The sequence below is a fragment of the Pseudomonas sp. PDM22 genome (genome assembly GCF_014851965.1).
Lineage (GTDB): Bacteria > Pseudomonadota > Gammaproteobacteria > Pseudomonadales > Pseudomonadaceae > Pseudomonas.
The window spans coordinates 299,651-323,983 of the sequence record NZ_JACVAR010000001.1 but is presented as its reverse complement, the minus strand read 5'-3'; the positions used below and the strand labels follow the sequence as shown (position 1 = coordinate 323,983).

The following is a 24,333-nucleotide window of genomic DNA, read 5'->3' as shown; positions in this document are numbered from 1 at the left end:
TGTTGTTGTCGGAGGCAAAGCGTCAGCGGTGGATAACTCTTTCAGGTGGCGCCTGCCCGGGCGGCGCGCGAGCCGGCAGGCATTGAAAAAGCCCCGCAACGCGGCGCGCAGCGGGGCTTCTGAAAGCGGGTTCGGGCAAGCTTTTCGGGGTGTCGCCGCCGGTTCGCTTGAGGCCGGCGGCGACCACAACTCGGCCGGTGGCTGTCTGTCGCCAGGGCCGTGTGAGCGCTTTCAAAGCGCGGCCACTCCGGCGCTGGCGACCTGTGCGTCCTCGCCGGCCTTCACCCCGGAAACGCCCACCGCGCCGATCACCTGGCCGTCCAGCACGACCGGTACGCCGCCTTCGAGGGAGGTGATCAGCGGCGCGGTGACGAAGGCGGTGCGGCCGCCGTTGACCATGTCCTCGTAGCCCTTGGTTTCGCGCCGGCCCAGTGCCGCGCTGCGGGCCTTCTCGGTGGCGATGTAGGCGCTGGCCGGGGCACAGCCGTCGAGGCGCTCCAGCGCCAGCGGGTGGCCGCCGTCATCGACCACCACGATGGACACCGCCCAGTGGTTGCGCTGCGCTTCGGCGCGCGCGGCGGCGAGGATGCGGCCGACTTCCTGCTGGGTCAGAACGGCTTTGCTGAGCATGCTTGCACCTCGCCTTGAAGGGATTCCAATGGCGCATCGGCGAGCGCCTCTTCCACCAGTTCGATCCAGTGCCGCACCGGCGTGCGACCTGCGCCGCCCAGGTGCGTCTGGCAGCCGATGTTGGCGGTGACTATGACTTCCGGGCCGCCGCTCTCCAGCGCCTTCAGGCGGTTGTCGCGCAGGCGCCGGGACAGCTCCGGCTGTGTCAGCGAATAGGTGCCGGCCGAGCCACAGCACAGGTGGCTGTCCGGCACGCTGGTGAGGCTGAAGCCCAGGCGCGTGAGCACGCCTTCCACCGCGCCGCCGAGCTTCAGCGCGTGCTGCAGCGTGCAGGGGCAGTGGAAGGCCAGGCGACGGTCGCCGTGCAGATGCAGTGCTTCCAGCGGTTCATCGCGCAAAACCTCGGACAGGTCGCGGGTCAGTTCGCTGACCCGCCGGGCCTTGTCCGCATACTGCGCATCGCGCTCCAGCAGATGGCCGTAGTCGCGGACGAAGGCGCCGCAGCCGCTGGCCGTCTGCACGATGGCTTCGGCGCCGGCCTGGATCGACGGCCACCAGGCGTCGATGTTCCTCCGCGCCCGATCCAGTCCCTGTTCCTGGGCATTCAGGTGATAGTCCACGGCACCGCAGCAACCGGCATCCGCCGCCGGGATCACGCTGATGCCGAGGCGATCCAGCACCCGCGCGGCAGCGGCATTGGTGTTGGGTGACAGCGCCGGTTGGACGCAGCCTTCGAGCATCAGCATGCGCCGCGTGTGGCGCGGTTTCGGGCGCTCCACGGGGGGATGCGGATGGCGCGGCAGCTTGCTTTGCAGGCCCTCCGGCAGCAGCGGGTGGAAGGTGCGCCCGGCCCTGGCCAGCGCGCCGAACAGCGCAGCATTCGGCACCACGGCGCGCAGGCCCTGGCGCATCAGGCGCTCGCCGAAGGTACGCGGCACCTGCTGCTCGACCACCGCGCGGCCGATGTCCAGCAGGTTGTGGTAGTCCACGCCGGAAGGACAGGTGGTTTCGCAGTTGCGGCAGCTCAGGCAGCGGTCCAGGTGCTCGCGGGTGCTGGCGCTGGGCGCGGCACCTTCGAGCACCTGCTTGATCAGGTAGATGCGTCCGCGCGGGCCGTCCAGTTCGTCGCCCAGCAACTGGTAGGTCGGGCAGGTGGCCGTGCAGAAGCCGCAGTGCACGCAGGAGCGCAGGATGCGCTCGGCTTCCTCGGCGCGCGGCAGGTGCCTGGCCTGTTCGCTCAGGTTGGTTTGCATCAGAGCTCCCTGTACATCCGGCCGGGGTTGAAGAGGCCTTGCGGGTCGAGCTGCTGCTTGAGGCTGCGGTGGTAGCGCAGCAGCGCGGCGGGCAGCGGGTGGAAGCCATCGTCACCCGGTGTGTAGCGCAGGGCATGGCCGCCGACTTCGGCGACGCTGTGGCGGATCAGCTCGGCGTCCGCCTCGGACTTCAGCCAGCGCTGCGCGCCGCCCCAGTCGATCAGCTGTTCGCCCGGCAGGGACAGCGCCGGTGTCGCGTTGGGCAGCGACAGCCGCCAGAGCGTGCCGGGGCCGGCGAAGAACCCCAGGCGTTGTTCGCGCAGGTCCTGCCAGTAGCCGCTGTCGATCTCCTCGCCGCCCAGGCGCAGGCGCGCGGAGCACACCGAACCTTCGCCGCCTTCAAGGCGCAGGTGCAGCGCGGTGCCGTCATAGCAGGCGGCAGTGATCGGGATCGGCTGCGCGCCCCATTCGGCGAGCTCACCCAGCGCCTGGTGGACGCCCATTTCCAGGCGCAGGCTGGCGCACATCCGCGGCTTGGGCAGCACCTTCATCGAGACTTCGGTGATCACCCCCAGACAGCCGAAGCTGCCCGCCAGCAGGCGCGACAGGTCGTAGCCGGCGACGTTCTTCATCACCTCGCCGCCGAAGCGCAGCAGCTTGCCGTGGCCGGTGATCAGCCGCGTGCCCAGCACGTAGTCGCGCACCGAACCGGACCAGGGTCGGCGCGGGCCGGAGAGCCCGGCAGCCACCACGCCGCCGAAGGTCGCGCCTGAATGATCGGGTGGCTCGCACGGCAGCATCTGCCCGGCCGCCTCCAGCGCCGCTTCGATCTCCGCCAGCGGCGTGCCGGCGCGGGCGGTCAGCACCAGTTCGGTCGGGTCGTAGCTGACGATGCCGCTGTGCGGACGAGTGTCCAGTTCCACTCCGTTCACCGGGCGGCCGAGGAAGGCCTTGCTGTCGCCACCGCGAATGCGCAACGGCGTGCGCGCGGCGAGCGCCTGGTTCACCTGCTCGAGCAGTTCGCTGCTGGCATCGGGCATCAGAAGCGCTCCAGGTCGGGGAAGGGCAGTTGGCCGAGGTGCACGTGCATTGCACCGAACTCGGCGCAGCGGTGCAGGGTGGGGATGTTCTTGCCGGGGTTGAGCAGGCGGTCCGGGTCGAACGCCGCCTTCACCGCGTGGAACAGGGTCAGCTCGTCGCTGTTGAACTGCGCGCACATCTGGTTGATCTTCTCGCGCCCCACGCCGTGCTCGCCGGTGATGCTGCCGCCCACCGCCACGCAGAGTTCGAGGATTTTCCCGCCGATCGCCTCGGCGCGCTCGAGCTCGCCGGGCACATTGGCGTCGAAGAGGATCAGCGGGTGCATGTTGCCGTCGCCGGCATGGAACACGTTGGCCACGCGCAGGCCGAATTCCTCCGACAGCTCGGCAATGCCGTGCAGCACGCGCGGCAGCTCGCGACGCGGGATGGTGCCGTCCATGCAGTAGTAGTCCGGGGAGATGCGCCCCACCGCCGGGAAGGCATTCTTGCGCCCGGCCCAGAAGCGCACGCGCTCGGCTTCGTCGCAGGCCAGGCGCACGTCGGTGGCGCCGGCCGCGCGCAGCACGCCGTCGACGCGCTCGCAGTCGTCCTGCACGTCGGCTTCCACGCCGTCCAGCTCGCACAGCAGGATGGCCGCCGCGTCCACCGGGTAGCCGGCGTGGATGAAGTCCTCGGCGGCGCGGATCGACAGGTTGTCCATCATCTCCAGCCCGCCGGGAATGATGCCGGCGGCGATGATGTCGGCTACCGCGCGGCCGGCCTTTTCCACCGAATCGAAACTGGCCAGCAGCACCCGCGCCACCTGCGGGCGGGGCAGCAGCTTGACGGTGACTTCGGTGACGATGCCGAGCATGCCCTCGGAGCCGGTGAACAGCGCCAGCAGGTCGAGGCCGGGGCTGTCCAGGGCGTCGCTGCCCAGCGTCAGTTGCTCACCCTCGACGGTGAGGATGTCCACCTTGAGCAGGTTGTGCACGGTGAGGCCGTACTTGAGGCAATGCACGCCGCCGGCGTTCTCGGCGACATTGCCGCCGATGGAGCAGGCGATCTGCGAGGACGGGTCCGGCGCGTAATACAGCCCGTGCGGCGCGGCGGCCTGGGAGATCGCCAGGTTGCGCACGCCGGGCTGTACGCGGGCGAAGCGCCCCTGTGGATTCACTTCGAGAATGCGATTGAAGCGCGCCATCACCAGCAGGATGCCTTTCTCCAGCGGCAACGCGCCGCCGGACAGCCCGGTGCCCGCGCCGCGTGCCACCACCGGCACCTTGCGCGCATGGCAGAGTTTCAGCAGCGCCTGCACCTGCTCGATGCGCTCGGGCAGCGCCACCAGCATGGGCACAGTGCGGTAGGCGGAAAGGCCGTCGCATTCGTAGGGCTTGAGGTCTTCGGCGTGGTGCAGCAGTTCGAGATCGGGCAGGGCCGCGCGCAGCTCGGCCAGCAGGGCGGACTTGTCGACGGCAGGCAGCGCGCCATCGACGCGCTCGTCGTAGAGGATGTTCATAGGCTGACGGTGCTCTGATTTTGTTTTTTTGTTCGCGCCCGCCAGGCGGTCGCGTGGAGCCACGGCACGCTGAAAATGCGACCGCCGGTCAGGCGGCGTCCACCTGCATTGATACTGGTCCTACCAGTTCTTGCACGGGCGTCCACTGGAAAGGCCCTGTCCTGACAGCTAGGGTTCTTCGCAGCCATGCAGGCCAGTTTCAGCTGGTCCTACCAGTTCGGGAGAACCGCAATGACGACTTATGCACAGGGCAAGCAGCGCGTCGCCGACCAGGTGGCCGAGAAGATCGAGCGGCTGATCGTCGATGGAGTGCTCAAGGTCGGCCAGGCGCTGCCCTCGGAGCGACGCCTGGTGGAGAAGCTTGGCTGCTCGCGCTCGGCGTTGCGTGAAGGGCTGCGTGCGCTGCGCGGGCGCGGCATTGTCGATACCGAGCAGGGGCGCGGATCGTTCGTTGCCGACCTGACCGGTGCTGAGGACGTGTCGCCGCTGCTGCACCTGTTTCGTTCGCAGCCGCGCACGCTCTACGACCTGCTGGAAGTTCGCGCGCTGCTGGAAGGGGAGTCCGCGCGACTGGCCGCGTTGCGCGCCACCGAGGCCGACCTGGTGCTGATCGGCCGGCGCTTCGAGGAGATGCACGCCGCCTACGACGAACCGCAGCCGCTGGACCCGCGCGAGCACGCGCGGCGCGATCACGCCTTCCACCAGGCTATCAGCGAGGCCTCGCACAACCCGGTGCTGGTGCACACGCTGCAGTCGCTCAACGAGCTGATGCTCAGCACCGTGTTCGCCTCGGTGAACAACCTCTACAACCGCCCGCCGCAGAAGCGCCAGATCGACCGCCAGCATGCGCGGCTGCACCGCGCCATCAGCGAACGCCAGCCGGAACAGGCCCAGCGCGCCGCCCGCGAACATATCCACAGCGTGCGCGACAACCTGCGGGAGATCGAGCAGGAGGAACAGCGGCTGGTGCGGGCGACCTTGCGCCTGGAAGGCTGGAAATAGCGCTGGGGAAGGGGGCGCAACTGTAGGGCGCATAACGCGCCAGCGTTATCCGCCGTTCCAAAGGCGGGCGGCGGATAACCTACTGCAGGTTATGCGCCCTACGATCCTGCGTAGGTTGGGATTACCGGTGTAGGAGCGGGCCATGCCCGCGACCGCGTAACGGACCGGCCAGCGGCCGGAGCGCGGATTCAGGATTCCGTCGGGGCAGGGCGCTTCGTTGAAGCAACGGACTTTGTCCGCTCGTCGCGGGCGTGGCCCGCTCCTACAGGTTTGGCGGGGTGGCTTCTGGTTTTTCGCTCGCGCATCTCCGCCAGCATGCGCTCGGCATTGGCCTGGCAGCCCATGCCTTCGGGCTTGTTCTCGATGCCGTCGATCACCGCCAGCAGCCGCTCGCGGTTCTGCCGCAGCTGCTGCTCCATCACCTCGATCTCCGCGACCTTGCGGCGCAGGCCGGCGACCAGTTCACCGTGACCGTTCTCGATGGGGTTGGAGTGCGGCAGCAGGTTGCGGATTTCCTCCAGGCTGAAGCCGGTCTGCTGGGCGCTGCGGATGATCTCCAGCAGGTCGAGAGTTTCCGGCGGGTACGCGCGATAACCATTGGCCAGGCGGCGCGCCGGGGCGATCAGCCCGCTGGCTTCGTAGAAGCGGATGCGCGAGGGCGCGAGGCCGCTGAGGCTGGCCAGTTCACCGATTTTCATGCTGGGCTCCGAAAGGGGCTTGACCTTGAAGTGAACTTTAAACTTAACCTCGCCGGCACCACAACCTAGGAGCCGCACCATGTCGCCCTTCCAGCCCCTGCGCCTGCCCAACGGCGGCGAAGTCCCCAACCGCATTGCCAAGGCCGCCATGGAAGAAAACATGGCCGACGCCGACCAGGCGCCCTCGGCCGCGCTGCTGCGCCTGTACCAGGCCTGGGCGGACGGCGGCGTCGGCCTGATTCTCAGCGGCAACGTGATGATCGACGGCCGCGCCATGACCGGCCCCGGTGGCGTGGTGCTGGAAAACGACCGGCATCTTGAGCGCTTCCGCGAATGGGCGCGCATCGGCCGTTCCCGCGGTGCGCAGTTCTGGCTGCAGCTCAACCATCCCGGTCGCCAGGTGCAGACCAACCTCGGCCAGGGCGCCATCGCGCCGTCGGTGGTGCCGCTGGAAATGGGCAAGTTCTCCAAGCTGTTCGCCGTCGCCCGCGAGATGACCGAAGGCGATATCGCCGAGGTGATCCAGCGTTTCGTCCGCGCCGCCCAGCTTGCCGAGCAGGCCGGCTTCACCGGCGTGCAGATCCACGCGGCGCACGGCTACCTGCTCAGCCAGTTCCTCTCGCCGCTGGCCAACAAGCGCCAGGACCGCTGGGGTGGCTCGCTGGAAAACCGCGCGCGGCTGTTGCTGGAAGTGGTCCGCGCGGTGCGCGTCGAGGTGTCGCCGGAATTCTGCGTGGGGGTGAAGATCAACTCCGCCGACTTCCAGCGCGGCGGCTTCGACGCCAGCGACGCGCGCCAGGTGATCGAGTGGCTGAACGACGAGAAGGTCGACCTGGTCGAGCTGTCCGGCGGCAGCTACGAGGCACCGGCCATGCAGGGCGATGCCCGCGACGGCCGTACCCTGGCGCGGGAAGCCTACTTCCTCGAATTCGCCCGCGAGATGCGTGAAGCGGCGCGCATGCCGCTGATGGTTACCGGCGGCATCCGTCGCCTGCCGGTGGCGGAACAGGTGCTGGACAGCGGGCTGGAGATGGTCGGCATCGGCACTGCCCTGGCGCTGGAGCCGCAACTGGTGCTGCACTGGCAGCGCGGCAGCCAGACCCAGCCGGAGCTGCCGGCGATCCGCTGGCGTTCCAAGCCGCTGGCGGCGCTGGCCTACATGGCGCTGGTCAAGCTGCAGCTGCACCGCATCGGCGCCCGCCGCGCACCCAATCCGCAGGCCTCGCCGTGGCGCACGCTGGTGATGGAGCAATGGCGCACGCTGCGCCGGGCCAAGCAGTACCGCCGCTGGGCGGCGCGGCAGGCGGGGTGAGCCGCTTCAATGCTCTGCGTCGGATGGCGTGGAGCGAAGCGATACCCATCGATTCCTGTCGTATTGGCAGCATGGGTATCGCCTAGGCTCCACCCATCCTGCGGTGGCGTTTTTCCTGGGAGCTCGTGCGAGAGCTCCCACAAACACCCCGAACTTCCCGTCCGTTACGCCTGCTGCCGAGTCGCCGCCAGCACGATCTCGCGGATGCACACGCCCTGCGGCTGTTCGTAGGCATAGCGAATGGCGTTGGCCACGTCCTCGGCGCTGAGCACCTTGCCGCCCATCTCGCGCTTCCAGTCCTGGTAGCCGCTCTTGATCGCCTCGTCGGTGGTGTGGCTGAGCAGCTCGGTCTCCACCGCGCCGGGGGCGATGGTGACGACGCGGACATTGTGCGCCGCGACTTCCTCGCGCAGGTTTTCGGAGATCGCGTGTACCGCGAACTTGGTGCCGACGTAGGCGACGTGGTTGGGGAAAGTCTTGCGACCGGCCACCGAGCTGACGTTGATCAGCGTGCCGCGGTTGCGCTCCACCATGCCCTTGAGCACGGCGTGCACGCCGTTGAGCAGGCCCTTCACGTTGACGTCGAGCATGCGCTCCCACTCGGCCGGGTCCTGCTCGACCATGTTGCCCAGCAGCATCACGCCGGCGTTGTTGACCAGCGCGTCGGCCGGGCCGAAGCGTTTCTCGGCTTCCGCCACGGCAGCCAGCAGCGCCTCGCGGTCGGTCACGTCCACGGCGCGGCACAGCGCGTTGGGCAGTTGCAGCGCCTCCAGGCGCTCGATGCGGCGGGCGAGCAGCAGCAGCGGGTGGCCCTGCTGGGAGAAGAGGCGGGCGGTGGCTTCGCCGATACCGGAACTGGCGCCGGTGACGATGATCAGGGGCTTGCTCATGGGGATTCTCCTGCTATCGGAAATCTGGATGACTGAACGATGCAGTGAAGTATATTGAGCGGTATTCCGCCTGAAAAATGGCTTATTCCTGTGCCTGGTATCGGGTTTGCCTATGGATATCCGACAGTTGGCCGCCTTTGTCGCGGTCTTCGAAGAACGCAACATCACCGCCGCCGCCCAGCGCCTGTTCGTCAGCCAGCCGACGCTGTCGGTGACCATCCGCCAGCTTGAGGAGGCGCTGGGCACCGAGCTGTTCCTGCGCCAGGCGCGCGGGGTGGAGGTCAGCGAAGCGGCGCGTGCGCTGTATCCCCGCGCCCGCGCCTTGCTGGCCGAAGCCGACGGCCTGCGCAACATGTTCCGTCAGGCCTCGGCACATCAGCCGTTGCACCTGGGCGTGGAAGGCGATGTCAGCGCCGAGCAGGTCGAAAGTTTCGTCACCCTCGCACAGCAGGCTGTGCCCAATCTGCTGCTGCATCTGGAGGAGGGCTGCGTGGGCGATGCGCGGCTGGCGGTGGAGGAATTCTGCTGCGAGGACGAACTCTTCGTGCCGGTCTGGGAAGACCCGTACGTGCTGGCGTTGCCGCCGGGTGTGGAGGATGCGCAGAGCAGTGGCTGGATCACCTGCCCGACGCATCCTTCCCATCAGCGACTGATGACGGCTTACGGCGGCGCGCCGGTGGTCGCGCAGGCCAGCACCCTGAACCTGGCGCTGCGGCTGGTCAGTGCGGGGGTGGGCGCGGCGATCCTGCCGGCATCGCTGCTGAGCGGCGCGCCGGCGGTGCGCAGTGGCTCACTGAACCTGCCGTTGCCGATTCGCCGCATCGGCCTCTGCCACTCTGCCCAGGCGCTGGAGCACCCGGCGGTGCGCGGGCTCTACGACTTCCTGCGAACGGCCTGAGTCAGGCCTGCGCCTTCTGTGCGGAGGGTGCGCGCAAGGACAGCAGCAGGACCAGCGAGGCCGCGAGAATCTGCAGGCTGGCATAGCCGTTGGTGGTGGCGATCAGGCCGTAACGCTGGATCGCCAGCCCGGCGAGGATCGCCGGCACGCTGAAGGCCAGGTAGCTGAGCACATAGAAGCTCGCCATCAGCGCCCCGCGTTCATGTGCGTGGGCCAGCGGCACCACCGAGCGCAGCGCGCCGAGGAAGGCGCCGCCGAAGCCGAGCCCGGCCACTGCGGTGCCGAGGAAGAACAGCCAGAGGTTGCCGCTGTCCACGCCGAGCAGGGTGATCAGCAGGCCGATGATCAGCGCCAGGCCGCCACGGCGCAGGATCACCGCTGCCGGCTGATTGCGCAGGGCGAAGATCGCCAGCGCACCGCACAGGCACAGCAGCGACACCAGCCCGCCACCGATCATCGGCACCTGCAGACCAGTCACCTGCCGCGCCAGCGTCGGCCCCAGCGACAGGTAGAAGCCGCCCAGCGCCCAGAGGCTGGCGTTCAGCGGCGCCACGCTCCAGAACGCGCGGCGCGCCTGCGGCGGAATACGGATGCGCGGCTTCAGCGAGGCCAGCGCGCCCGGTTGCCGGCTGATGCTTTCCGGTAGCCAGCGCAGCAGCACTATGCCCAGGGCGAACACTGCCAGCAGCCACACATACACCTCATGCAGCGGATCGGAGCCGAACTGCACCAGCGTGCTGCTGCCCAGCGCGCCCATGGCCATGCCGAGCATGGGCGCCACGCTGTTGATCAGCGGGCCGCGCTCGCGGTCGATATCCAGCATCGCCGCGCCCAGCACACTGGTGGCGATGCCGGTGGCGAAGCCCTGCAGCAGGCGCGCAACGATCAGCAGCTCCACCGAGTTGGCGTAGAGGAATACCGCCATCGCCAGCAGTTCGAGGATCAGTGCGGCGCGGATCACCGGGCGCCGGCCGAGGTGGTCGGACAGCGAGCCGAACACCAGCAGCGCTACCATCAGGCCGCCGGCGTAGATGCTGAACACCAGGGTCAGCAGCGCCGGGGAGAACTGCCAGGACTCGCGGTACAGCGCATACAGCGGCGTGGGGGCGGCAGCGGCGGCGAGGAAGGCCATGAGGATGGCGGTCAGCAGCCAGGCCGAAGCCTGGGGTGAGAAGCCGGACGCGCTTTTCGATTGAGTGTGTGCCATGATTCAGCTCGCAAAGGCTAAGATTTTGCTTTTGCGAGATGCTGGACCCGTTTTCGGATAAAAGCAAATTCTTTGCTTTAAGGTGCTTATGGCAATCAATCAGGGTGTTCGACCGGGCGGCCGCAGTGCGCGGGTGCAGGCCTCGGTGCACAAGGCCGTGACGGAGCTGCTGGAAGAGCGCGACCGCTCGGAACTGACCGTGCCGATGATCGCTGCGCGCTCCGGCGTCACGCCGTCGACCATCTACCGGCGCTGGGGTGACCTGAGCGAACTGCTCGGCGACGTCGCCCTGCAGCGCATCCGCCCCGACGCCGAGCCGGCGGACACCGGCAGCCTGCGCGGCGACCTGCTGGCCTGGGGCGAGCAGTACATGGAGGAAACCGCCTCGGTGCCCGGCCGCGCCGTGGTGCTCGACCTGCTGGCCGCCGGTGGCGGTTCTTCGGGACGCTGCATGGCGATCGCCTGCGGCCAGTTCGACATCATCCTGCTGCGCGCCAGGGAGCGCGGTGAAAAGCTGCCGGAGCTGGACCGCATCGTCGACCGGCTGATGGCGCCGCTGGTGTACCGCATCCTGTTCTCCGGCGAGGAGCTGGAAGTGGCCTATGTCGAGCGCCTGGTCGATCTGACGCTGGAGGGGTTGTAGCGGATTCGCGGACAGGCTCCGTACCTGCCATGGACGTATGCGTAGGATGGCGTGGAGCGAAGCGATACCCATCACTCCCGGCACCGTCAGCATGGGTATCGCCTGGGCTCCACCCATCCTACGTTTTTGCGGCACAGTTCAGCACCAATCTGTAGGAGCAGGCCATGCCCGCGATCGCGCGCATGGCGCGCTCTTACAACTGCGCGCTCCGCACTGCATCTGCCCACGATTGAAGGGCGTCGCAGGCCGCGAGCGCAATCTCCTGGTCCGTGCGCCCGGCAAACACCCGCTCCAGCGCATCCGCCGCGATCAGCCCGGCAACGGTCGGCGTGCCCACGGCTTCGGTGAGATCCAGCCACTCGCCGAAGCTGGCTGGCGTGTCGTACCAGCGCAGGTAACCCGAGGGCGACACCGGCCACCAGCGCTCGTCGAACTGCAGCACGACCTTTTCCAGTTGCCCCATGCCCAGGTGCGCCAGCGCGTCCTGCTGGGCCGCCGGCAGGGGCGGGGTGAAGCGGATATCGCGCAATACACCGACAGGGACGGAGCAGACGCAGAAGTCGGCGCTTTCAGCACCCACCCGCACCTGCTCGCCGGACCAGTCGATGGCGGTCACCGGCTGGTTCAGGCGGATATCCAGCCCTTCGGCGAGATGCGCGGCCAGCTGTGAATAACCCTGCGGCAGGAAGCGGTCGCCGGCGCCGACGCCTTCTTCGTCGAGGGCATCGACCGACAGCGATTCGAGCGGCAGGCAGGCCTCCAGGATCAGGTTGGCGTCCAGGGCGAAACGATTGGCGCGGCGGGTCGGCTCGTCGCGTTCTTCGAGGTAGCGCGCGACACCATCCGCCAGTGGCAGGCTGCGGTCGATCCCGGCGCGCAGGGCTTCCCAGGCCGCATCGATATCGGGCACCGGGCCATCCGCCGCCGCAGCCAGGGGGTGCCCGAAATCGGTTTCCCGTAACGGCAGGCCGAGATGCTGGGCGTGGGCGGCCAGCGGGTTGTCGCCGAAGTGCTGCAGCCAGGCGGCGCCTTCGTCTACCCGTACCGGCCCGAGGGAAATGCTGTGGACGCGGCCGCCGATGCGCTCGCGGGCTTCCAGCACCACGCAGTCGATCCCGGCTTCGCGCAGTCGTCGTGCGGCGGCAATCCCGGCGAAGCCCGCGCCGATCACCAGTACCCGGCGGGCGCCGCTTTCGATGGCCGCTTCGGCCGCGCGCAGGCCGTCGTTCCAGGCGCCATGGGTCATGGCCGGCGCGATGGGATTGCAGGCCTCGCCGGCCAGCACCAGCTTGCCGCCCAGCACTTCGCCCAACCGGCGCCGATGCTCCGGCGTCGCACCGGGCAGCAGGGTGCTGTAGGCGCCACGGCTGAACGGATCGTCGCTCCAGTGGGTGACGTGGAAGGCGGTGGGGCGGTGGCGAAGGCTGTCCATATCGTGCTCGCTCGGTGAAAGAGCGACGACCTTAGAAGTCTGGCGGTAATCACTGCAAGAGGCAGACATGGGCAATCCGCCCGGCGATCTGTACTGGTTTTCGCCTTGCCACGAGCAGGGTCTCAGTCTCTGCCGACGCGGCAGCGAAACACCAACGTAGGATGGCGTGGAGCGAAGCGATACCCATCACTCCCGGCACCGTCAGCATGGGTATCGCCTGGGCTCCACCCATCCTACGGGTTAGCGCCAAGCCGAGGGGCTGTCAGGCGCGGCTCAGGCGGATCACCGTCCGTGCGACGGACACCCCGGTGAACAGCACCACGAACAGCCGCAGCGTCTGCATCGCCAGCACCAGGCCGACGTCGGAGTGGGTGTCCACCGCGATGATCGCCATGGCGTCCAGGCCACCGGGGCTGGTGGCGAGGTAGAGGGAGAGGAAATCCATCCCGGTGATGGCCGCCAGCACCCAGGCGAACAGCGCGCAGCTGGCGATCAGGGCCAGTGCGCTGACCAGCATGGCGGGCAGGTGGCGGCCGACGTAGGCGAGGCTTTCGCGGTCGAAGCGCAGGCCGATGTAGCAGCCGATCACCCCGTAGGCTGTGGCCAGCAACCAGTGCGGCAGGGTGATGTGCAGCACGCCGGTGAGCTGCAGCACGGCGCCGGCCACCAGCGGCACCAGCAGCGGGCCGGCTGGCAGCCTGGCGCCGGCGGTGGTGCAGACGAAGATCAGCAGCAGGCAGTTGATCAGGTCGGGCAGGGTGGCGGTGTCGACGATCGGCGTGCTGTGCGCTGCCGAGCCACCGCCTTCGATGCCCAGCAGGCGACCGACCAGGGCTCCGGCCATGACCACGCAGACCACCCGCACGTACTGCATGGTGGCGACCACGCGCGGGTCGGCGCCGTTGGCTTCGGCCATCGACACCATGGCCGCCGCGCCGCCCGGCGCGGTGCCCCAGGCGGCGGTGCTGCCGGGGATGCCGCCGAAGCGCACCATGGCGTAGCTGACCACGGCCGAGAGCAGCAGGGTGAGCAAGGTGGCGCTGAGCATCAGCGGCCAGGAAGCGACCATCGCCTGCAGCACCGACCAGCTCATGGCGTGGGCGACCAGCAGGCCGATGCAGCCCTGGCTCAGGCGGAAGGCCTGGCGCGGCAGGCGGATTTCCGCACCGCTGACGCCAAAGGCGATGGCCACCAGCATGGGGCCGAGAAACAAGGCGGCGGGGATGCCGAGCCAGGTCAGCAGTTGCCCGGCGCCTCCGGCTCCGAGCGCCAGGGCCAGCCATTGCAGACTGACGGGGATACGGGCGACGGGCAGGGCAGGGCGGCTGGACACGGACGGCTCCGGGCGGGGAAGACGTCGGAATTATCGGTAGCGGAATCGATCAAGTCTATTTTCTAATAGTCATGAATCCATTCCTGAAATTTATCGGTTGGCCGCCATGGACCTGCGCGATCTCGCCTACTTCGAAACCATTGCCGAACTCGGCCACCTGGGTCGCGCCGCCGAGCGCCTGGGGCGCAGCCAGCCGGCGCTGACCAAGAGCATCCAGCGCCTGGAAGAGTCCCTCGGCGCGCGGTTGTTCCAGCGCGACGGCCGCCGCATCCGCCTGACGCCAGCCGGCGAACTCATGCTGCAACGCGCCCGGCAGTTGCGTCAGGACATCGAGGAAACCCGCCGCGAGGTGCGCGATTTCGCCAGTGGCGTGGTGGGCAATATCCGCCTCGGCTGCGCCGCGACCATGGCCGAGTACTTGCTGCCGCGCCTGACCGAGGACCTGTTGGCGCGCGCGCCGGACGTCACCATGAGCCTGGTATTGGGCCAGGACGACGTGCTGCGCGAGGCGCTGCGCAGCGGGCGGCTGGACATGGCGATCTGCTCGCGGATCGTCGACGACCCGCAGCTGAGCAGCGAGCCGCTGTTGCAGGATCAGGTGGTGGTGGTCGCCAGCCGTGACCATCCGATCTTCGACGGCCCCGTCGCCATGGCCGACCTGTGTCGCTATCGCTGGGTGTTGCCGGCCACCGGCGTGTCGTCGCGGCGCTGGATGGATTCCACTTTCCAGGCCCACCAGCTGCCCATGCCGCAGGTGCAGATCGAGACCAACGCGATTCCCATGCTGCCCAACCTGATCGCCCGCACCCGCCTGCTCAGCTTCATCGCCCGCGAGGCGCTGGCCGGTGGGCATGGCATGGACCAGCTGCGCGAGGTGGAACTGGCCGAGACGACGCTGACGCGGACCATCGGCCTGGCGGTGCGCGAGGGCGCCTACCTTTCTCCCGCCGCGCAATTGCTGCGCGGCATGTTGCGCGAGCATGCGCAGCGGTTTGGCACAGAGCTGTAGCCAGAAGCGAAGCACCCTGTAGGCGTGGCTTCGTAGGGCGAATAACGCGCCAGCGTTATCCGCCGCACCGCATCTGGCGGATAACCTGTTCCAGGTTATGCGCCCTACGATCACACTGCGTGTTCAGCGGCTGGGCACTTCGCCCACCACAGTCGTGCGGTACATCTCCCGGCGCATGCCGTGGTAGTCCGACACCGGGTAGTGCCAGGTGCTGCGGTTGTCCCAGATCGCCAGGGTGCCCGCGCTCCAGCGCATGCGGCAGGTGAATGCCGGCTGCGTGGCGATGCTGAACAGGTAGTCCAGCAGCGGCTGCGACTCCGCCGGGCGCATGCCCTTGATGCCGCTGGTGTAGGCCGGGTTGATGTAGAGGATCTTCTTGCCGGTCTCCGGGTGCCGGGTCACCAGCGGATGCGAGCGCACCTCGCCCTCGTGGCTGCCATAGCGCACCGCCATGTTTTCCATCAGGTCGTTGTGCTTGGCCTCGGCTCCGTAGGCACGCTCGGGGCTGTGGATGGCGTCCAGGGTTTCCAGCTGCGCGCGCAGTTTCGGCGACAGCCATTCGTAGGCCAGCGCCAGGTTGGCGTAGAGGGTGTCGCCGCCAAACGGCGGGATGTCGTGGCCGTAGAGCAGGGTGAACGCCGGCGGGCGCTCCTGGAAGGACCAGTCGCTGTGCCAGGCGCCGCCGAACACCACCGGGGTCTTCTCGTTGGCTTCCTTCACCACCCGCACCACATGCGGATGATCGTCCATGCCGACCACATAGGGCTCGCGGCCGAACTCGCCGAAGCGCAGGGTCACGGCTTCGAGGTTCTCCACGCTGAGGTTCTGCCCGCGGATGAACAGCACCTTGTGCGCCAGCAGCGCCTGGCGCAGCTCGGTGTAGCCTTCCTCGCCCAGGGTGGTGAGGTCGAGGTCGCTGACATCCGCGCCGATCGCGCCGGTGGCGGGGACGATGCGGAAGTGGCGGTAGTCGGCCGCGCGGTTCTGGCTCGGCAGCGCGTAGAAGAACTCGAACATGGGGAAGCCTCTTGTGAGTGTTATTGGCATTTCCAGCATGGCCAGCGCTGGCGCTTTCTTCCATGATGAAGTCCGCCAAAAAATGATGATTCCCGCCACGGCGTACTTTGCCGCCACAGGAGCCCGCGATGGACTGGCGCCAGACCCGCGAGATCACCGGAGTGCGTTACCTGCTCGACAGCGCCCGCGACGAGGGCCTGGGCGCGGACGATTGCCTGGTGGGCAGCGCGATCTCGCTGGCCGACCTGCAGGCGCGCGCCGGCCGTATCCAGGCCTGGCAGGAACTGGCGGTGATCCGCAACCTGTTGCAGCACATCGACCGGCCCGGCCTGGGGTTGGCGACCGGGCGGCGCTACCACCTCACCTCGCTGGGCCTGCTGGGCTTCACCATGCTCGCCAGCCGCACGTTGCAGGAAGCCTTCGAGACTTTCGGGCGCTTCCAGAGCCTGGCGCTGACGCTCTGCCCGGTAAGTAGCGAAGTGGAGGCGCGGGGATTGTGGCTGGTGTTCGATGACCGCGTGCTGCCCGAGGATGCCCGTGCTTTCGTGGTGGAACGCGGCATCGCCGGTTGCTGGCAACTGTCCGGCGAACTGCTGCAGCGGCCGCTGCAACCCCTGGCGATTGAACTGCGCTGCCCGGCGCCGGGCGATGCCAGCGCGTTCCGCGAGACCTTCGGCATCGAGCCGGTGTTCGCGGCGCCACGCAACGCCATGCTCTTCGCCCTGGAGGACCTGCAGGCGCCGTTACCGCAGGCGCAGATCAGCGCGCGCGACAGCGGTGAGCAACTCTGCGAGCGCCTGTGTGGCGAACTGGCGCTGACCCTGGCCGCCACACCCACCGCGCGGCAGGTGCAGCAACTGCTGCTGCGCGACTCCGCCAGCCTGCTCGGCGCGGCGGCGGTGGCCGAACGCATGGGCCTTTCCGAACGCACGCTGCAACGGCGTCTGGCCGAGGAAGGGCAAAACCTGCAGGGGCTGAACGACGGCATCAAGCAGCGCCTCGCCGAACGCCTGCTGCGCGAATCGCGGATGGACCTGCAGGGCATAGCCCAGTGCCTGGGCTATGCCGAGGCGGCGAGTTTTTCCCGCGCCTTCCAGCGCTGGACGGGGCAGTCGCCCGGTCGTTGGAAACGTCAGTCCGGAACCCTCCCGGCGCACTGAAGTCGAACCGCCCGCGATGCTTCTGCAACGGGCGAAAGCCGCGAGATAGAGCCTTCTGGTGTGGCCGATTGCCATCGGTCGCGGGCTAATTTCGCGTGCTTCCCATCCGTTGCCCTCAAGAGGCGCATCGTCATTTTTCGTGAGGCGTCCAACAAGAAAAGGAGAATCCATGTCCTGTGCAACCTGCCTGCGCGCGTGCCTCGGAAGGCTCGGCGCGATGACCTTCAGCGCACTGCATTGGCGGGCTTGAGCCGCCATCCACTCCTTGCACCGGCACCGCGCGAGCGGCGCGGCCGCGTGCCCCTGGCCGGGCATCCGGCCGTCATCCGAGCATTGAGGGAATCAATGAGCAAGACCTTCCGACTGGCCGCCGTGGCCGGCAGCCTGCTGGCTACCGGACTGCCCGCGCTGGCCTATGGCGCCGAACTCGAGGCGCAGATCCGCTGGACCCGCTACGGCATCCCGCACATCCAGGCCAGGGACGAACTGGGACTGGGCTACGGCATCGGCTACGCCTATGCCCGCGACAACGCCTGCCTGCTCGCAGAAGAAGTGCTCACCGCGCGGGGCGAGCGTTCGCGCTACTTCGGCGAGGACGGCAAGACTTCTGCCGGCGTCGGCAACCTGCCCTCGGACTTCTTCTACACCTGGCTCAACGACAACGAATCCCTGCGCCGCCTGCGCAGCGCCCAGCCGCAGCCGATCCGCGACCTCCTCGATGGCTACGCCGCCGGCTACAACCGCTGGCTGTGGGACACCCAGGCCGCCGGCACGCAGTGCGCGGGCAAGGCCTGGCTGCGCCCGCTGGAGGCCGACGACCTGCTGCGCCTGACCCGCCGCCTGCTGGTGCAGGCCGGCGCCGGGCAGTTCGCCGAGGCCATGATGGCGGCCACGCCGCCGGGGCAGGCGAGCACTTCGGTAGTCAGTGACGGCGAGGTGCTGGCGGCGATGCAGCGTCGCGAAGACTTCCACCGGGACCACGGCAGCAACGCCGTCGCCGTGGGCAGCGACCGCTCGGCAGACGGCAACGGCCTGCTGCTGGCCAACCCGCACTTCCCCTGGTTCGGCGCGCTGCGCTTCTACCAGATGCACCTGACCATTCCCGGCCAGCTCGACGTGATGGGCGCCTCCCTGCCGGGCATGCCGCTGGTGAACATCGGCTTCAGCAGGGACGTGGCCTGGAGCCACACGGTGGACACCTCCAGCCACTTCACCCTGTACCGCCTCGACCTCGATCCGCAGGACCCGCACAGCTATCGCGTCGATGGACAGTCGCGGCCGCTGAAGGAAGTCACCCTGCGCGTTCGCGTGCTGGAGCCCAACGGCCGCGTCGGCACGCGCAGCCATACGCTGTACGAATCCGAGTACGGCCCGCTGCTCAGCGTGCCCGGCAAATTCCCCTGGAACGCCAGCGAAGCCTTTGCCGTGCGCGACGCCAACCTGGGCAACGACCGCGTGCTGCAGCAGTGGTACGCCATCGATCACGCGCGCAGCCTGGATGAGCTGCGTGACAGCATCGAGCACTTGCAGGGCATTCCCTGGGTCAACACCCTGGCGACCAACGCCGAGGGCAAGGTGCTCTACCTCAACCAGTCGGTGGTGCCGCACCTGAGCCAGCAGCAACTGGCCGACTGCGCCATCGCCGAGTACCAGAAGCAGGGCCTGCCGGTACTGCAGGGCGGACGTCGCGCCTGCAACTGGTCGAGCGCGCCGGGCACCCGTCATGCCGGGCTGACGCCGCCGGAGCAGATGCCGGCGCTGGAGCGCGAGGACTTCGTGCAGAACTCCAATGACAGCGCCTGGATGAGCAACCCCGCGCAGCCGCTGACCGGCTTCTCGCCGCTGGTGAGCCGCGACTCGGTCCCGGTCAGCGCCCGCGCGCGCTTCGCCCTCGACCGGCTGAAGGGCGACGGCAAGATCGGCCCGGACGACCTGCAGAAGATGGTCACCGACAACCGCGTCTATGTGGCCGACATGCTCCTCGACGACCTGCTGCAACTGTGCAAACCGGCCCCGGCGGGCACCGAGGCGGCCTGTGCCGCGCTGGGTTCGTGGGATCGCCACGTAAACCTCGACAGCAATCCGGGCTTCGCCTACTTCCAGGCCTTCGTCGCGCGCTTCCTGAAGATCGACGGCGGCTGGCGCCTGCCCTTCGATCCCAAGCTGCCGCTGGCCACGCCCTCGGGCATTGCCCTGGACAAGCCGGAGGTTCGCCAGCAGGTGCAGCAGGCGCTGGCCGCCGCCGCGCAGGAGATCGATGGCCGCCGCATCCGCGCCGACGAGAAGTGGGGCGAGCTGCAACTGACTGGCGATGTCGCCAGCCCGCTGGGCATCCCCGGTGGCACCGGCAACGAGGGCGTGTACAACGCCATCACCTCGGAGTGGCAGGGCGACCATTACCGCGTGCTCAGCGGCAGCAGCTACATCCAGCTGGTGGACTTCACCGCCGATGGCCCGAAGGCACGCGGGCTGCTGGCGTTTTCGCAGTCCAGCGAACCCGGCTCGCCGCATCACCGTGACCAGACCGAACTGTTCGCCCGGCAGCAGTGGCCGGAGTTGCCATTCACCGAGGAGCAGATCAAGGCCGATCCGGAGTTGAAGGTGATGGAGCTGCGCGAGCAGTAAGGGGAGGGCGCCCCTTGCGGGCGCTGGTCGCGGGCATGGCCTGCTCCTACAGGTAGTCGTGCTTTTGTAGGAGCGGGTCATGTCCGCGAACCCTGTGCGGCCGGGGTCGCTGTCACCAGCCTGACACCGAGCGCCCCTAGTCTGTCGGCAAAGCCCCGACGCGTAGGCCGCCGCCATGCCCCTGACCAATGAATCCGTGATCCGCCGCATCCACCGCGAACTGCTCGACCACAGCGACGAAGAGCTGGAGCTGGAGCTGCTGGAGGATGTGCGCAACCTCGACGAGCTGTTCGACGAGCACGCCGACGTCGACGAGGAAAAGCTCGCCCGCCGTCGCTACTTCAGCGAGCTGTTCCGCCTGCAGGGCGAACTGGTGAAGCTGCAGAGCTGGGTGGTGAAGACCGGCCACAAGGTGGTGATCCTCTTCGAAGGCCGTGATGCGGCGGGCAAGGGCGGCGTGATCAAGCGCATCACCCAGCGCCTCAATCCGCGCGTCTGCCGGGTCGCCGCGCTGCCTGCGCCGAACGACCGCGAGCAGACCCAGTGGTACTTCCAGCGCTACGTCTCGCACCTGCCGGCGGCGGGGGAAATCGTCCTGTTCGACCGCAGCTGGTACAACCGCGCCGGCGTCGAGCGGGTGATGGGCTTCTGCTCGGACGACCAGTACGAGGAGTTCTTCCGCAGCGTGCCGGAGTTCGAGCGCATGCTGGCGCGCTCGGGCATCCAGCTGATCAAGTACTGGTTCTCGATCTCCGACGACGAACAGCACCTGCGCTTCCTCAGTCGCATCCACGACCCGCTCAAGCAGTGGAAGCTCAGCCCCATGGACCTGGAGTCACGGCGTCGCTGGGAGGCCTACACCAAGGCCAAGGAAATCATGCTCGAGCGCACCCACATCCCCGAGGCGCCCTGGTGGGTGGTGCAGGCCGACGACAAGAAGCGCGCGCGGCTCAACTGCATCAGCCACCTGTTGAAGCTGATTCCCTACGAGGACGTCGAGCACCCGGCGGTGATCCTGCCGCAGCGCCAGCGCCACGAAGACTACGCGCGCACGCCGACGCCGCAGCAGATCGTGGTGCCGGAGGTTTACTGAGCAGGAACAGGATTACGTAGGAGCAGCTGTCTTGCTCTTGAGTTCCGCGCCTGCGCTTCCCCCTCACCCCAGCCCTCTCCCTCGGGGAGAGGGGGCCGACTGTGCCGGCTGACACTACGGCTTCATCCTGCGCCATACAGTCCCCTCTCCCTCCGGGAGAGGGTTAGGGTGAGGGGAGGCCCTGGCGCAAATACGCCAGAAGAAGGCCGTTGGCCCTACGTACAGCATCCCTTCGGTGCGGACAGTCATTTCCGCTGAGACACAACCTGTAACATTTCCTGCCGATCATGACCGGGACACCCCCAAGCGGACTCCCAGCATGACCACCGATACCCTGGCCGTTCCCGTCGTCGAAGGCCGGCCCCATCTGGAACACAGGCCCGGCCGCATCACCGCCTTCATCTTCTTCGCCGTGCTCGCCGTCGGCCTACTGTTCTCGGCCTGGAGCCTGGTGCGCGACGTCGACGAGGTCGCCACCACGGTCACCACCTGGACGCCGTTCCTGCTGCTCGGGGTAGCCCTGTTCATCGCCCTGGGCTTCGAGTTCGTCAACGGCTTCCACGACACCGCCAACGCGGTGGCCACCGTCATCTATACCCACTCGCTGCCGCCGCACTTCGCGGTGGTCTGGTCGGGCTGCTTCAACTTCCTCGGCGTGCTGCTCTCCAGCGGCGCGGTGGCTTTCGGCATCATCGCCCTGTTGCCGGTGGAGCTGATCCTGCAGGTCGGCTCCTCGGCCGGCTTCGCCATGGTCTTCGCCCTGCTGATCGCCGCCATCCTGTGGAACCTCGGCACCTGGTGGCTGGGCCTGCCGGCCTCGTCCTCGCACACGCTGATCGGCTCGATCATCGGCGTCGGCGTGGCCAACGCGCTGATGCACGGCCGCGATGGCACCAGCGGTGTGGACTGGGCGCAGGCGACCAAGGTCGGCTACTCGCTGCTGCTCTCGCCGCTGATCGGCTTCGTCTGCGCCGCGCTCCTGCTGCTGGCGCTGCGCCTGCTGGTGAGGAACCGTGCGTTGTACAAGGCGCCCAAGGGCAAGACGCCGCCGCCGTGGTGGATTCGCGGCCTGCTGATCCTCACCTGCACCGGCGTGTCCTTCGCCCACGGCTCCAACGACGGGCAGAAAGGCATGGGCCTGATCATGCTGATCCTGGTCGGCACCTTGCCGATGGCCTACGCGCTGAACCGCACCATGCCGGCGGACCAGACCGTGCAGTTCGTCGCCATCGCCGAAGTTACCCAGCAGGCGCTGGTCCGTGCCGCGCCACAGCCGGCCCCGGCCGACCCGCGCGCGGTGCTGTCGGAGTACGTGCGGACCAAGGACGCCAAGCCCGAACTCATTCCGTCCCTGGCGGCGCTGACCGGCGCCATCGGCGCGGAAGTGAAGGGTTACGGCAGCCTGGCACGCGTGCCGGCCGAAGCCATGGGCAACGTGCGTAACGACATGTACCTGACCAGCGAGGCGATCCGCCTGATGGACAAGGACAAGGTCGGCAACTTCGACGCGGACACCGCCAGCAAGCTGGCCGCGTTCAAGGGCAAGATCGACGAGTCGACCCGCTTCATCCCGCTGTGGGTGAAGATCGCCGTGGCCATCGCCCTCGGCCTGGGCACCATGGTCGGCTGGAAGCGCATCGTGGTGACCGTCGGCGAGAAGATCGGCAAGACCCACCTGACCTACGCCCAGGGCGCGTCGGCGGAGATGGTGGCGATGCTGACCATCGGCGCGGCGGACATGTACGGGTTGCCGGTGTCGACGACCCACGTGCTGTCCTCCGGCGTCGCTGGCACCATGGCGGCCAACGGCTCGGGCCTGCAGATGCGCACCATCCGCAACCTGCTGATGGCCTGGGTGTTGACCCTGCCGGCGGCCATCGTGCTCTCGGCGTCGCTGTACTGGCTGTTCACCCACCTGTTCTGACCTTGGCTGATGCAACGAAAACGCCGCTCCTACGAGCGGCGTTTTCTTTTGGCACCGATTCCCCCTGTAGGAGCGGGCCATGCCCGCGATCCGCCGGGAGGGCCGGCGTCTGTCTCTGCACCACGGTGCAGTATTCGTAGGATGGGTATCGCTGCGCTCCACGCCATCCTACGTCGTGTTCGTCCCGCAACTTGCTGCGATAGCTTCGTTCCATGCCCGCTTGAAATATCGAACGCGTGATGCGTATTTTGTACGGGCTCGCGCGCCTCGCGCGGCGTCCTGTGACAGGGACAAAAGAACAAGGATAAGAAGTCATGAGTAACGATCCTGGAATCCCACTCGCCGAGCGTCTGGCTGGAGTGGAAGAGATCGAGTGCGTCACCCCCGACCTCAACGGGGTGCCGCGTGGCAAGGTGATGACCGGCGAGGGCTTCCTCACCGGGCGCCGGCTGCAACTGGCGCGCGGCGTCCTGCTGCAGTGCATCATGGGCGGCTACCCGGCCGCGAAGTTCTACGGCAGCGACGACGGCGACCTCGCCCTGATCGCCGAGCCGACCCAGATCCACCGCCTGCCCTGGAGCGACGAACCCCGCGCCTTCGCCATCTGCGATGCGCTGGAGCTCGACGGCAAGCCCTCCGGCCTGTCCACCCGCGGCCTGCTCAAGCAGGTCGTCGCGCGCTACGCCGAACGCGGCTGGAGCCCGGTGGTGGCGACCGAGCTGGAGTTCTTCGTGTTCGCCCCCAACCCCGATCCGCTGGAAGCCTTCCAGGCGCCGGTCGGCCTCGACGGTCGCCGCGAGATCGGTCACTCGGCCTTCAGCGTGTCGTCCAACAACGGCCTGCGCCCCTTCTTCCAGGACGTCTACCGCTGCATGGAGGCGGTGGGACTGGAGCGCGACACCTTCATGCACGAGATGGGTACCACCCAGTTCGAGATCAACTTCCTCCACGGCGACCCGGTACTGCTGGCCGACCAGACCTTCCTGTTCAAGCACCTGCTCAAGGAGGTCGCGCTCAAGCACGGGCTGATCGTGGTATGCATGGCCAAGCCGCTGGCGCACACGCCGGGCAGTTCGATGCACATTCACCAGAGCATCGTCGACGGCGAGGGCCGCAATATCTTCAGCGACGCCCAGGGCGAGGCCACGCCGGAGTTCCGCCACTTCATCGGTGGCCTGCAGGCGTGCCTGTCGGACTTCACCCTGCTGTTCGCGCCGAACGTGAACTCCTTCCAGCGCCTGTGCCACCCGTACGCTTCGCCGAACAACGCCTGCTGGTCCCATGACAACCGCGCCGCCGGCCTGCGCATTCCGGCCAGTGCGCCGGTGGCTCGTCGCGTGGAGAACCGCCTGCCGGGCGCTGACGCCAACCCCTACCTGGCCATCGCCGCGAGCCTGGCTGCCGGTCTGCACGGCATCGAGCGCGCCCTGGAGCCCACCGCGCCGATCCAGGGTGAGTTCGAGGTGCCGCCGGAGTTGCTGCTGCCCTGCACGATGTACGACGCACTGCAGCGCCTGCAGCGCAGCGAGCTGGCCCGCGAGGTGTTCGGCAACGAGTTCATCGACGGCTACAGCGCGACCAAGTCCATGGAGCTGACCAGCTTCTTCGACGAAATCACCCCGTGGGAACGCCGCGTTCTCGCAGCGCAAGCCTGAGGCGCATGATCTG

General features: G+C 68.0%; 20 protein-coding genes. 10 read left to right on the top strand and 10 right to left on the bottom strand.

Translation table 11 applies throughout. The features are described from left to right. Positions 1–231 precede the first annotated feature (231 nt). From IB255_RS01560 to glcD, 4 genes are read right to left on the bottom strand one after another with little or no spacing between them, the layout of a single operon-like run. A complete protein-coding gene (locus IB255_RS01560) occupies positions 232–630 on the bottom strand; it encodes a heme-binding protein (RefSeq protein ID WP_081519230.1) in 399 nt (132 codons plus the stop codon). After that, a complete protein-coding gene (glcF, locus tag IB255_RS01555) occupies positions 609–1,883 on the bottom strand; it encodes a glycolate oxidase subunit GlcF (protein ID WP_192209733.1) in 1,275 nt (424 codons plus the stop codon). Before glcF ends, IB255_RS01560 begins: the two co-directional genes overlap by 22 nt. After that, on the bottom strand, positions 1,883–2,923 hold the full coding sequence (gene glcE, locus IB255_RS01550; protein ID WP_192209732.1) for a glycolate oxidase subunit GlcE: 1,041 nt from the start codon (positions 2,921–2,923) through the stop codon (positions 1,883–1,885). The genes glcF and glcE overlap by 1 nt, the downstream gene beginning before the upstream one ends. Continuing rightward, the gene (gene glcD / locus IB255_RS01545) at positions 2,923–4,422 is read right to left on the bottom strand and encodes a glycolate oxidase subunit GlcD (protein ID WP_192209731.1); all 1,500 of its coding nucleotides are present in this window, start codon (positions 4,420–4,422) and stop codon (positions 2,923–2,925) included. Before glcD ends, glcE begins: the two co-directional genes overlap by 1 nt. Positions 4,423–4,653: 231 nt before the next feature. On the opposite strand from glcD, the gene glcC reads away from it, so the two are divergent. Next, positions 4,654–5,424: a transcriptional regulator GlcC gene (gene glcC / locus IB255_RS01540; protein WP_192209730.1), complete on the top strand. Its 771-nt coding sequence runs from the start codon at positions 4,654–4,656 to the stop codon at positions 5,422–5,424. Between the two features lie 188 nt (positions 5,425–5,612). On the opposite strand, the gene IB255_RS01535 is transcribed toward glcC, so the two are convergent. Beyond that, positions 5,613–6,122: a MerR family transcriptional regulator gene (locus tag IB255_RS01535; protein WP_151187866.1), complete on the bottom strand. Its 510-nt coding sequence runs from the start codon at positions 6,120–6,122 to the stop codon at positions 5,613–5,615. Positions 6,123–6,201: 79 nt separating this feature from the next. On the opposite strand from IB255_RS01535, the gene IB255_RS01530 reads away from it, so the two are divergent. Next, a complete protein-coding gene (locus IB255_RS01530; RefSeq protein ID WP_192209729.1) occupies positions 6,202–7,434 on the top strand; it encodes an NADH:flavin oxidoreductase/NADH oxidase family protein in 1,233 nt (410 codons plus the stop codon). A 164-nt stretch (positions 7,435–7,598) separates the two neighbouring features. On the opposite strand, the gene IB255_RS01525 is transcribed toward IB255_RS01530, so the two are convergent. Beyond that, positions 7,599–8,324, bottom strand: coding sequence for an SDR family oxidoreductase (locus tag IB255_RS01525; RefSeq protein ID WP_081519237.1), 726 nt, complete (start codon positions 8,322–8,324; stop codon positions 7,599–7,601). A 112-nt stretch (positions 8,325–8,436) separates the two neighbouring features. On the opposite strand from IB255_RS01525, the gene IB255_RS01520 reads away from it, so the two are divergent. Beyond that, the gene (locus IB255_RS01520; RefSeq protein WP_081519238.1) at positions 8,437–9,222 is read left to right on the top strand and encodes a LysR family transcriptional regulator; all 786 of its coding nucleotides are present in this window, start codon (positions 8,437–8,439) and stop codon (positions 9,220–9,222) included. A gap of 1 nt (position 9,223) precedes the next feature. Here IB255_RS01520 and IB255_RS01515 read toward each other — a convergent pair whose 3' ends face one another. Continuing rightward, a complete protein-coding gene (locus tag IB255_RS01515; protein WP_318652744.1) occupies positions 9,224–10,429 on the bottom strand; it encodes an MFS transporter in 1,206 nt (401 codons plus the stop codon). A gap of 88 nt (positions 10,430–10,517) precedes the next feature. Between IB255_RS01515 and IB255_RS01510 the strand changes: the two genes are divergently transcribed. After that, complete coding sequence (locus IB255_RS01510) at positions 10,518–11,072, top strand: TetR/AcrR family transcriptional regulator (RefSeq protein ID WP_081519239.1); 555 nt, start codon at positions 10,518–10,520, stop codon at positions 11,070–11,072. Positions 11,073–11,265: 193 nt separating this feature from the next. Here the strand turns inward: IB255_RS01510 and IB255_RS01505 are convergent, their stop codons facing one another. Then, positions 11,266–12,504 carry a flavin monoamine oxidase family protein gene (locus tag IB255_RS01505; RefSeq protein WP_081519240.1) on the bottom strand — a complete coding sequence of 413 codons (1,239 nt, stop codon included), beginning with the start codon at positions 12,502–12,504 and terminating at the stop codon, positions 11,266–11,268. A gap of 262 nt (positions 12,505–12,766) precedes the next feature. After that, positions 12,767–13,837, bottom strand: a complete 1,071-nt coding sequence (locus tag IB255_RS01500; RefSeq protein ID WP_081519241.1) for an AbrB family transcriptional regulator — start codon at positions 13,835–13,837, stop codon at positions 12,767–12,769. Between the two features lie 106 nt (positions 13,838–13,943). On the opposite strand from IB255_RS01500, the gene IB255_RS01495 reads away from it, so the two are divergent. Next, a complete protein-coding gene (locus IB255_RS01495) occupies positions 13,944–14,846 on the top strand; it encodes a LysR family transcriptional regulator (protein ID WP_081519242.1) in 903 nt (300 codons plus the stop codon). Between the two features lie 123 nt (positions 14,847–14,969). Here IB255_RS01495 and IB255_RS01490 read toward each other — a convergent pair whose 3' ends face one another. After that, positions 14,970–15,863, bottom strand: a complete 894-nt coding sequence (locus IB255_RS01490) for a TauD/TfdA dioxygenase family protein (RefSeq protein ID WP_081519243.1) — start codon at positions 15,861–15,863, stop codon at positions 14,970–14,972. 128 nt (positions 15,864–15,991) lie between these two features. Between IB255_RS01490 and IB255_RS01485 the strand changes: the two genes are divergently transcribed. From IB255_RS01485 to IB255_RS01465, 5 genes are all read left to right on the top strand, one after another. Continuing rightward, positions 15,992–17,023, top strand: a complete 1,032-nt coding sequence (locus IB255_RS01485) for an AraC family transcriptional regulator (protein ID WP_081519244.1) — start codon at positions 15,992–15,994, stop codon at positions 17,021–17,023. A 345-nt stretch (positions 17,024–17,368) separates the two neighbouring features. Continuing rightward, positions 17,369–19,648: an acylase gene (locus IB255_RS01480; RefSeq protein ID WP_192209728.1), complete on the top strand. Its 2,280-nt coding sequence runs from the start codon at positions 17,369–17,371 to the stop codon at positions 19,646–19,648. Positions 19,649–19,823: 175 nt separating this feature from the next. Further along, entirely contained in the window at positions 19,824–20,741 is a 918-nt protein-coding gene (gene ppk2, locus IB255_RS01475) for a polyphosphate kinase 2 (protein ID WP_081519246.1), read from the top strand. 319 nt (positions 20,742–21,060) lie between these two features. After that, positions 21,061–22,665: an inorganic phosphate transporter gene (locus tag IB255_RS01470; protein ID WP_192209727.1), complete on the top strand. Its 1,605-nt coding sequence runs from the start codon at positions 21,061–21,063 to the stop codon at positions 22,663–22,665. Positions 22,666–23,081: 416 nt separating this feature from the next. Next, entirely contained in the window at positions 23,082–24,320 is a 1,239-nt protein-coding gene (locus tag IB255_RS01465; RefSeq protein WP_192209865.1) for a glutamine synthetase family protein, read from the top strand. Positions 24,321–24,333: the final 13 nt, after the last annotated feature.